The following is a 9,955-nucleotide window of genomic DNA, read 5'->3' as shown; positions in this document are numbered from 1 at the left end:
ATTCGTTATCGCAATTTTAGTTGTAGCTATTGCTACAGGATTAATAATTAATATAATTGTTTAAGTTTAAGGAGGATAAATTAATGAATCAAGAAACTTCAGTAATCAATAGGTATGGAAATGCAGCTAAAAAACACGAAGAAAACTTATGTTGCCCAGTAGAATATGATACAAAATATTTAAAGCTTATACCAGATGAAATTATAGAGAAAGATTATGGTTGCGGAGATCCTTTAGGTAAAATCAAAGAAGGAGACACAGTATTAGATTTAGGTTCCGGCGGTGGCAAAGTTCCTTATATAGTTTCTCAAATCGTTGGTGAAACAGGCAAAGTTATTGGTGTAGATATGAATGATGATATGTTAAACCTTGCTAAAAAATATCAAAATCAAATGATTGAAAGAATTGGTTATGACAACATTATTTTTCATAAAGGAAAAATTCAAAACTTAAAATTAAATTTAGAAGAACTCGATAAATATATTCAAGAACACCCTGCTAGTAACTTAGATACTTATCAATCTATCAATCAATATATTAATTACTTAGAAAATGAAATGACAATGATAAAAGATAATAGCATAGATGTGGTTATATCTAATTGTGTTTTAAATTTAGTTTCAACAGATGAAAAAGAAGCATTATTCAAAGAAATTTACCGAGTTTTGAAAAATGGAGGTAAAGCAGTTATTTCAGATATCGTTTCTAATGTAGAAGTACCAGAAAAATTGAGACAAGATGAAAATTTGTGGAGTGGTTGCTATTCAGGAGCTATTCAGGAAAAATCATTTGTTGAGTCTTTCGAAGATGTAGGTTTTTATGGTGTGGAAATTGATAAACGTGAAGAAACATGGACTACTATTGAAGATATTGATTTTAGAAGTATGACTGTTATAGCTCATAAAGGTAAAGAAGGACCTTGTATTGATAAAGGACAATCAGTTATATACAAAGGTCCATTTAAACATATTGAAGATGATGATGACCATATTTTTGAACGAGGTGAAAGAACATTTGTATGTGAAAAGACCTTTAATATATTAAAGCAAGCACCATATAAAGAAGTTTTTGAATTTATAGATGAAAACGAAAATCTAATTAACAAAAGGGAATGTTGTGACACATTATGTGGATGTTAATTAATAATTAAAGGAGGTGTTATAATGGAAAAAAATGCATTTAAAAAAGCAATTTCTAAATTAAAACCTAAAGAACAAGCTTGTTGCTCTGTAGAAATTGAGGAAAAAGAAGAGAACAAAAAAGAAAATACAAATAAAGATCAAAATAATAATAAAGGCTGCTGTTAATGCGCTATTAAATACTAATTTTGCATTCCTCTACTAACCAGTGTTATAATTTAGACAACAAGAGCTTCGTGCATTATATGCACCAATCCCCTCACTATTGCGAGTAGTGAGGGGATTTTTAGGTGTTGGCTAATATCGCCTATTTTTTCTTATTGTTACGTGTACGTAGCCAATGCGTAAATAACGCAACAATACAACCACTGATGACTGTGGTCGTGATGTGAACAAGAGCTTCGACCATCTGATATGCACCTCCTCTCTGCGTCTAAATTGACGCCTGAGAGATAGGCGACCTGTATATTATATCATCTCTGAATAAGGGATAATAGATAACTTCCGATAAGTCATTTTATGTTATATCTTTGCTTTTTTATAGTATCAAGACAAGAAGAAACTCGTTTCACTCGTTTCAAAAACCCTCCTGATTTTTAGAGAAAAATTCTTTTATTTCATCGTCTTTAATAAAATAATATGCCATCTTTCCCTTTTTATAAAAATCAAGTACATCATTTTTATATAAAAGTCTTAAATGATGTGAAGTTGAAGCAACACTTATTTTCAATATCAAAGAAATATCACAAACACACAACTCATCTTCTTTAATCAAAGATAATATGATTTTCAATTTCTTCTCATCACAAATTTTTTCTAAAATGTTAAGTAATTTCTTAGATTTATCATCTTCTAAAAAACTTAAAGCATTGTTAACTTTATCCTCATGTACACAGATCACATCACAAGCATTTTCATAGCTCATATAAAATCACACCCTAAATTAAAATATAAATCCTAAAATTGTCCCAATAGTGTCATTTTCAATAATAATAAATAAACCTAAAGCTATGTAAATAACAGCCATAATCCAACGACTAAATTTCTCAACAATTTCTCCAACTCCTGGAATATTAGCTAATTTTTGTGCAGTAAATACCAAGAAGAAAATTAAAATTAAAAAGACAAACAAAGTAATTAATAAATCAGTAACACTTAATGTCACAAAATACGGAACAAATAAACCAATATTATCAGCACCACAACTTGCTATTGTAACAATTGCAACCGTACCAACTAATTTAGACAATCCTTTTTCATTCAATTCTTTTTTAGCTCTCTTTTCTCCTTCACAATCATCATAAATAGCTACTTTAATTCCTAAATAAATCGGTATTAACCCTAATAATCCTAATATCCATTTTTCAGGAACATAATTTAAGACAAAGGCAAAGAATAAACTTACGACAATCAATGCCACAGATCCTACATATTGACCAATATAAATATCTCGATATTCTTTCCTAGTCTTTGCTCTAGCAAAAAATATTAATAAAATCACTAATAAATCTACTGCTGTCGCAATATAAAGAATAGCAGCAGTTACAATAGTCTGAATCATAATTACACCTCATTCAAAAATATTTTTGAATGTATTATAACTTATGTTTTCAAATAATCATAGATGCTTTATTCCAATTGCTTTATTGACGTTGAGCCTCGGAACCCTTAACAATCCCAAAACTTGTCGAATGGTCGGCTTAATAGCTCACGCTATGCCGACATTCGTCTCCAAGTTTAGTTAAGGGTTCTTCTCAACGCACAATAAATTTTCTCGGCATAAATGCGTGTTCTAATTAATAAATATTCCATAAATCAAAAGTGCAATTGCTGAAATCAAAACCAATATGCTAGAAAGTATATCTAGCCTTTTATTTTCATTACGATTTCCTAACTCCCTAAAAAGACTACCAAAAGCAATTACCATTAAAATTGCACATGAAATATAAATAACCAAAATGAACACTCCTTTTTAGCAAACTTTATCACAAGAACTATTTAAAATTTTAAATACCTTTATTTTGAATTTTAAGGGGGCATTTTAAAGATTTAGGGGGGGATTCATATAGTTTTATACCTAAAAACGTATATAAGCTCTTAAAACGCAAATGTGAGCCAAATAAATATATTTTAATTACACCAACTAAAATTTGAGCAAAACCAGTGTTGAATTTTTTAGACACTGCCCAGTTACGCACAAAATTATTTTTGTGCATGTAAACTGGTCAACCATGCCAGTTGAACGCTATAGTTCCCGCAGGGGCAAAAAAGCATAAAAAAACGCTAGCTTTTAAGCTAACGTTTCAAATCTTTTAAGTAATAATTTTGTTTTTCAAAATTCCAAATTGCCGTAATTGAATGTGCTTTTTCTTCTTCGTCTGTTGTTTTATCTTCGTCACTTGTATTAATCAAATTACCATCTTCGGCATCGTCTAAATTTAAAATTTTATGTTTTTGTTTAAGCAAACCACCATAACTCAACATACGTTTTCGGGGTTCTGTTGCAAAGTTGAATTTATAATATAATTTTAACAAAAAGGAGTCTTCTGTATGAACTATTTCAGATATAAACAATTTAACAAGGATGTTATCACTGTAGCCGTTGGCTACTATTTAAGATATGCATTGAGTTATCGTGATATATCTGAAATATTAAGGGAACGTGGTGTTAACGTTCATCATTCAACGGTCTACCGTTGGGTTCAAGAATATGCCCCAATTTTATATCAAATTTGGAAGAAAAAGCATAAAAAAGCTTATTACAAATGGCGTATTGATGAGACGTACATCAAAATAAAAGGAAAATGGAGCTATTTATATCGTGCCATTGATGCAGAGGGACATACATTAGATATTTGGTTGCGTAAGCAACGAGATAATCATTCGGCATATGCGTTTATCAAACGTCTCATTAAACAATTTGGAAAACCTAAAAAGGTAGTTACAGATCAGGCACCTTCAACGAAGGTAGCAATGGCTAAAGTAATTAAAGTTTTTAAACTTAAATCTGACTGTCATTGTACATCGAAATATCTGAATAACCTCATTGAGCAAGATCACCGTCATATTAAAGTAAGAAAGACAAGATATCAAAGTATCAATACGGCAAAGAATACTTTAAAAGGTATTGAATGTATTTACGCTCTATATAAAAAGAACCGCAGGTCTCTTCAGATCTACGGATTTTCGCCATGCCACGAAATTAGCATCATGCTAGCAAGTTAAGCGAACACTGACGTGATAAATTAGTGGTTAGCTATATTTTTTTACTTTGCAACAGAACCTATTTTCTTCTAGGTTTAAATACATAAATTAATCCTATTGTTATTAAAATCAAGATTTGGGATATAATCCCTAAAAAAATAGCATAACCAAAAGCTGTGAAAGGTTTAAAATATCCACTTGAAGCATAAGTGTTTATAAATAAATGAGAACATATTACTGATAATATAGTCCCAATTAATCTACTAATTAATACTAAAATATATGATTTATAATTTTTGATGAATAGGCCAATACCTATAGATATAACCACTAGAAGTATATAAAAAAGTGATATTCCTTTCTTATAATCAACAATCAAACAAACAAATTCAATTGGAATAAGTGAAATTAAGCAAATTATATATTTCGTTAAATTATTCATTAATAATTCCTCCTTTAATATTATTAAATTTTTGTTAATTAATTTCGAAAAACTTTTATTAAATATTTAATTACTGTATATTATAAATGTAAATTTGAAAAATTTCTATAAGGAGTGATTATTTGAAAAAGTTATTTGTTTTTGTTTTCACTTTATTATTTACGTTAGCTTTTACTTCAATGAATTTCTTTAACTCAGCAAACGCCGAAGAAAATAACACTACTAATTATCAGGAATTACAAAAAGATGGAACTTTAGATAAGTCTGTTACTCAAGAGCAATGGAATCAATTCTTACAAAATTCAAGTCAAGCAAAACAGCAAATAGAAAATAAAAGCGATGTATCTACTAGATCTAGATTTCATTTAAAAGCTGGAGATGTTTTAATTTCTAATGCTACCAGTTCTTGGGGTTTAACTGGACATGCTGCAATTGCAATTAGCAGCAAAAAAATATTACATATTTATGGTAAAGGTCATCATCCAGCTACACATTCTTTATCTTGGTTTAAGAAAAGATATGCTAAGAAAGGTAAATGGATGAAAATTTATCGTTCAAAAAAACATGGAGCAGGTTCTAAAGCAGCTAGATGGGCTAGAAAACATTATGTAGGTAAAAAATACAGATATGGTATTAATACTCATCTATCTAAAAGAAATCCTACGTATTGTTCAAAAATTGTTTATCAAGCATATAGATATGGAATAGGTAGAAAAGCAATGTCTTCACCAACACCAATAGTTTCACCATATACATTACCTAATTTTTCTTCTAATTCTTATAAGTTAAAAAGAGTGAAAACTTATTAAGATTTTTAAACTTTCTATGCTAATAAGCCTCTTACAAATTTGTATGTGCTAAACTGTTTGTGTCAGATGACATTAGATAGCATCTCCTCGTGTTGATTATTTTGATTGGCTAACCAATATTAATTCTAGCAAGAAGAGATGCATTTTTTTGTGACAACGGTAGAACCTGTTCTGAACCATACGCTATGCGTATGGTATTCTTTATACAAACAAAAAACAGGGTACTACTTTAAAGTAATACCCTGTTTTAAAATTAAATTTTAATTTATTAAACAAATTTAAGTACTTGGTCAACGATTTTAGCAATTGTATTAGCAATGCCAAAGCCCATGTCTACCCAGTCTTGTTTGACATGTAAACCTGAATTTACTGCATTATGTAATGATTCAACAATACCTGACATAAATGTACACTCCTTTATACAAATTAAAATGATGTAACCATATAAGTTTGTAACATTTCTAGAATGATTTGTAAACTTAATTTACACTATTTTAATATATCACATCATTAACAATGACAAAAAATACCGGACTCTATATTAAATAGAATCTGGTATTTTTGATTTGTCCATCCATTTTTTTAATATAAAAAGATGTTATTAATATCATGCTCTTGGAGATTATATATAAATTTAGTATTCAATATTTGGTATTTTATTTACATGTTTTTGATAACGTTTAAGTACACTATAACCAATAGTACAAATAGCTATTGCTACAAATAATTTTTTCAAATTTGTCATTCCTTTACTCTATTTGTTTTCATAATAATTTAATTCTAAATCTTTAGATGTTTGTTTTCGAATAGTTCTCATTAATCCAATATCATTAACTAATGATTGGCCATAAGATGGTATCATTTTTTTGATTTTTGGTGTCCATTTTGATTCATATTCTGAGAAGTTTTTTTCAAGTACTTCTAAAGCTACAGAAACTGAAGTTGAAGCCCCAGGTGATTCTCCTAGTAAAGCAATAATTGAGTGATCTTTAGAATTAACTACTTCCGTTCCAAATTGAATATAACCTTTTCCATGTTCAGGTGTATCTTTGATGACTTGTACACGTTTACCAGCAGTATATAACTGCCAATCTTCATCACGTGCTTCTGGATAAAACGTACGTAAATGATTCATACACCCTTCTTTAGTCATTAATATTTGATCAAACGAATATTTAATTAAAGGAAGGTTTTTAACTGCAGAAGATAAAAGTGTTGTAATATTATATGGCTTAATCGATTTAAATAAATCTAAATTCGAACCATTTTTTAAGAATTTAGGGCCTACACTAGCAAATGGGCCAAATAATAAGGTACGTTCACCATCAATATAACGTGTATCCAAGTGAGGTACAGTCATAGGTGGTGTACCTTTAGGCTCTTTACCATATACCTTAGCGTCATGCTTGGCTATGGTATCAGGGTTAGTACAAATTAAGAATTGACCTGTAATTGGGAAACCACCCAAATTTTTGCTTTCTGGAATACCTGTTTTTTGTAATAATGGAATGGCTCCACCACCAGCACCAATAAATACATAATCAGCAAGTTCTGTTTGCACATCACCACTATTGCGTTGACGTACTTTAACTTCCCATTTACCATCTTTTCGATGATTAAAATCTATGACTTCATGATTATATTGAACATTAGCATTCGGATGTTGTTCAATATTTTTAGCCATTTTTCGAGTAAGCTCACCAAAATTAACATCTGTACCTTCATTAATTTTACTAGCGGCCATAATGTCACTCGAATTATGCCCTTTCATCATTAAAGGAATCCATTTTCTCATTTCCTCAATATCTTCCGTATATTCAATATTGTCAAACATCGGAAAATCTTTCATCGCATAATAGCGATCTTTTAAAAATTGAACATTATTTTTACCTCTCACAAAACTAATATGAGGTAAAGGCTGAATAAATTCTTTAGGGTTAGAAATACTTTTATTTTTAACTAAGTGGCTCCAAAATTGTTTTGAAATTTCAAATTGCTCATTAATTTCTTTTGCTTTTTCAATATCAATTGAACCATCAGGCTTTCTTACTGTATAGTTCAGTTCACATAAAGCAGCATGGCCAGTTCCGGCATTATGACGTTCATTAGAACTTTCAATCCCTGGACGATCTAAACGTTCATATAGTTTAATATTCCAATTAGGTTCTATTTCTTTAAGCATAGAACCAAAAGTAGTACTTAATACCCCAGCACCAATAATGACAACTGTTTTTGACTCTTTAGTATTCATAAATAATTCCTCTTCCCTTTTTGTGACTAAGTAGTAGTATAATACAATTCAACTTATAATAAAAATACTCATTTTTAATCTGACTTATTCCATAAAAGAATAGGTTTAAAAGCAACTAAAAAACTCTAAAAGATGCGTTAAAGATTTATAAAACTTTAATATATCTTTTTTAGGTGAAAACTTCTGATAATTGTAGGTTCTCTCATTATCTATGATTATTACTTTCTAACTGTATCTAGAAAATCATCTCCCCAATTACAAATTGAAAATACTACTTTATCAAGCTTTAGTCCTATTTCAGTCAATCTATAATCTACTTTAGGAGGGACTACTGGATAGACCGTCCTTTCGAGAATTTTGTCTTGTTCTAGTTCTCTAAGTTGTCTTATTAACATTCGCTGGTTGATATCAGGTAGTTTATTTTGTAATTCACTTAACCTTAAACGATTACTCTGCAAAAGATGGTAAACAATGGCAATTTTCCATCTTCCACCAATGACAGACAGGGCTAAATCTTTCGATGTATAAAATTCTTTATTATTATATTCAATTAACAAAACGAATCCTCCATTTTTATATAGTGACAAAAATGTCAGTATTGTTATTCTAAACAACTAATACCATAATAGCATTATAAAAGATAGAGAGGAGAAATTTTAATGAAATTACAATTAGCAATCGATTTATTAGACCAAAAAGAAGCAGCAAAATTAGCTCAAGAAGTAGAGGAATTCATTGATATCGTAGAAATTGGAACACCAATCGTTATAAATGAAGGACTATCTGCTGTTGAACATATGAGTAAATCAGTCACTAACACACAAGTATTAGCAGACCTGAAAATTATGGATGCTGCTAGTTATGAAGTAAGTCAAGCTGTAAAATTCGGTGCTGATATCGTAACAATTCTGGGTGTTTCTGAAGATGCTTCAATTAAAAGTGCTATCGAAGAAGCGCACAACAATGGCAAAGAATTATTAGTTGATATGATCGCAGTTCAAAATTTAGAACAACGTGCAGCTGAATTAGATAAAATGGGTGCTGATTATATTGCAGTACATACGGGTTATGATTTACAAGCTAAAGGTGTATCACCTTTAGAAAGTTTACGTACTGTTAAATCAGTTATTTCAAATTCAAAAGTAGCCGTAGCAGGCGGTATCAAACCCGATACAATTAAATCAGTGGCAGTTGAACAACCAGATTTAATTATTGTTGGTGGTGGCATCGCAAACGCTGACGATCCAAAAGCTGCTGCTAAACAATGTCGTGATATAATTGATGGAAATGCTTAACTATTTTTAATATATGTTTAAACTCCCTCCTTCTTAGTGTATATAATATCTAGATTTAAAAATTATAATTGAAAGGTAATGTTGTAATATGACTAAAAAAGTAGCAATCATTTTAGCAGATGAATTTGAAGATATAGAATTAACTAGTCCAAAAGAGGCATTAGAAAATGCTGGATTTGAGACTGAGATTATTGGTGATACAGCTAATCATGAAGTTGTTGGTAAACATGGTGAAAAAGTAACTGTAGATGTTAGTATCGCAGATGCTAAACCAGAAAATTATGACGCATTATTAATTCCTGGTGGATTTTCCCCTGACCATTTACGTGGTGATGAAGAAGGTCGTTATGGTACATTTACTAAGTATTTCACTCAAAATGATGTACCAACATTTGCGATTTGTCATGGCCCACTATTATTAGTTGATACTGATGATTTAAATGGACGTACAATAACTGGTGTTATCAATGTACGTAAAGATTTATCTAATGCAGGAGCACATGTTGTTGATAAATCAGTTGTAGTAGACAACAATATTGTAACAAGTCGTGTACCAGATGACTTAGATGATTTCAATAGAGAGATTATTAAACAATTAGAAGCATAAATTAAGATCCATTATAAATAATTATTTGATAGATTAGACTATCGACAAAGATCTAAAATTTGTCGATAGTTTTTTATTATTAATTTTGAAGCTCCAATTTTATTAAGATATATACATCAAATAATTCATAACGTCGTATTACATATTTTGCATTCCTATACACTATGATGTTATAATACATTTAACGAAGATTATATGCATATATGCA

14 protein-coding genes and 1 pseudogene are annotated in these 9,955 nt (G+C 30.0%); 6 read left to right on the top strand and 9 right to left on the bottom strand.

All coding sequences use genetic code 11. The features are described from left to right. Positions 1-83 precede the first annotated feature (83 nt). Entirely contained in the window at positions 84-1,139 is a 1,056-nt protein-coding gene (locus HMPREF2580_RS00095) for a methyltransferase domain-containing protein (protein WP_070829979.1), read from the top strand. A 24-nt stretch (positions 1,140-1,163) separates the two neighbouring features. Further along, complete coding sequence (locus tag HMPREF2580_RS12130; RefSeq protein ID WP_107362890.1) at positions 1,164-1,307, top strand: hypothetical protein; 144 nt, start codon at positions 1,164-1,166, stop codon at positions 1,305-1,307. 139 nt (positions 1,308-1,446) lie between these two features. On the opposite strand, the gene HMPREF2580_RS12125 is transcribed toward HMPREF2580_RS12130, so the two are convergent. From HMPREF2580_RS12125 to HMPREF2580_RS00080, 4 genes and pseudogenes are all read right to left on the bottom strand, one after another. Continuing rightward, positions 1,447-1,548, bottom strand: coding sequence for a type I toxin-antitoxin system Fst family toxin (locus HMPREF2580_RS12125; protein ID WP_000228874.1), 102 nt, complete (start codon positions 1,546-1,548; stop codon positions 1,447-1,449). A gap of 168 nt (positions 1,549-1,716) precedes the next feature. Beyond that, positions 1,717-2,064 carry an ArsR/SmtB family transcription factor gene (locus tag HMPREF2580_RS00090; RefSeq protein ID WP_002441960.1) on the bottom strand — a complete coding sequence of 116 codons (348 nt, stop codon included), beginning with the start codon at positions 2,062-2,064 and terminating at the stop codon, positions 1,717-1,719. A gap of 18 nt (positions 2,065-2,082) precedes the next feature. Beyond that, positions 2,083-2,700: a CadD family cadmium resistance transporter gene (locus tag HMPREF2580_RS00085; protein ID WP_002441958.1), complete on the bottom strand. Its 618-nt coding sequence runs from the start codon at positions 2,698-2,700 to the stop codon at positions 2,083-2,085. A gap of 734 nt (positions 2,701-3,434) precedes the next feature. Continuing rightward, positions 3,435-3,632: pseudogene (locus HMPREF2580_RS00080) on the bottom strand (protein rep); the annotation flags it as partial. A gap of 57 nt (positions 3,633-3,689) precedes the next feature. On the opposite strand from HMPREF2580_RS00080, the gene HMPREF2580_RS00075 reads away from it, so the two are divergent. Next, positions 3,690-4,364, top strand: a complete 675-nt coding sequence (locus HMPREF2580_RS00075; protein WP_012818128.1) for an IS6 family transposase — start codon at positions 3,690-3,692, stop codon at positions 4,362-4,364. Positions 4,365-4,422: 58 nt separating this feature from the next. Here HMPREF2580_RS00075 and HMPREF2580_RS00070 read toward each other — a convergent pair whose 3' ends face one another. Then, positions 4,423-4,785 carry a hypothetical protein gene (locus HMPREF2580_RS00070; protein WP_002441953.1) on the bottom strand — a complete coding sequence of 121 codons (363 nt, stop codon included), beginning with the start codon at positions 4,783-4,785 and terminating at the stop codon, positions 4,423-4,425. A 122-nt stretch (positions 4,786-4,907) separates the two neighbouring features. Between HMPREF2580_RS00070 and HMPREF2580_RS00065 the strand changes: the two genes are divergently transcribed. Continuing rightward, the gene (locus HMPREF2580_RS00065; RefSeq protein ID WP_002441952.1) at positions 4,908-5,594 is read left to right on the top strand and encodes a YiiX/YebB-like N1pC/P60 family cysteine hydrolase; all 687 of its coding nucleotides are present in this window, start codon (positions 4,908-4,910) and stop codon (positions 5,592-5,594) included. A gap of 268 nt (positions 5,595-5,862) precedes the next feature. Here the strand turns inward: HMPREF2580_RS00065 and HMPREF2580_RS00060 are convergent, their stop codons facing one another. The 4 genes from HMPREF2580_RS00060 to HMPREF2580_RS00050 all read right to left on the bottom strand — a co-directional run bounded on the left by HMPREF2580_RS00060 (position 5,863) and on the right by HMPREF2580_RS00050 (position 8,402). Further along, a complete protein-coding gene (locus HMPREF2580_RS00060; RefSeq protein WP_002436888.1) occupies positions 5,863-5,997 on the bottom strand; it encodes a beta-class phenol-soluble modulin in 135 nt (44 codons plus the stop codon). Positions 5,998-6,228: 231 nt separating this feature from the next. Further along, complete coding sequence (locus HMPREF2580_RS12390; RefSeq protein ID WP_080550853.1) at positions 6,229-6,339, bottom strand: SE2200 family small protein; 111 nt, start codon at positions 6,337-6,339, stop codon at positions 6,229-6,231. 9 nt (positions 6,340-6,348) lie between these two features. Then, the gene (gene lqo, locus HMPREF2580_RS00055) at positions 6,349-7,845 is read right to left on the bottom strand and encodes an L-lactate dehydrogenase (quinone) (protein ID WP_002441949.1); all 1,497 of its coding nucleotides are present in this window, start codon (positions 7,843-7,845) and stop codon (positions 6,349-6,351) included. 218 nt (positions 7,846-8,063) lie between these two features. After that, a complete protein-coding gene (locus tag HMPREF2580_RS00050; protein ID WP_002436858.1) occupies positions 8,064-8,402 on the bottom strand; it encodes a winged helix-turn-helix transcriptional regulator in 339 nt (112 codons plus the stop codon). Between the two features lie 102 nt (positions 8,403-8,504). Here HMPREF2580_RS00050 and hxlA point away from each other — a divergent pair, with 102 nt between their 5' ends. Together hxlA and HMPREF2580_RS00040 are read left to right on the top strand one after the other, a co-directional pair. Next, complete coding sequence (gene hxlA, locus HMPREF2580_RS00045; protein WP_002441945.1) at positions 8,505-9,140, top strand: 3-hexulose-6-phosphate synthase; 636 nt, start codon at positions 8,505-8,507, stop codon at positions 9,138-9,140. Between the two features lie 88 nt (positions 9,141-9,228). Continuing rightward, positions 9,229-9,747 (top strand): type 1 glutamine amidotransferase domain-containing protein, encoded by a 519-nt coding sequence (locus HMPREF2580_RS00040; protein WP_002441943.1) that lies wholly within the window; start codon positions 9,229-9,231, stop codon positions 9,745-9,747. Positions 9,748-9,955: the final 208 nt, after the last annotated feature.

This window comes from Staphylococcus sp. HMSC036D05 (assembly GCF_001836225.1).
In the GTDB taxonomy this organism is placed as follows: domain Bacteria; phylum Bacillota; class Bacilli; order Staphylococcales; family Staphylococcaceae; genus Staphylococcus; species Staphylococcus caprae.
The sequence above is the reverse complement of the archived record's forward strand: the minus strand, read 5'-3'. Positions and strand labels throughout refer to the sequence as shown.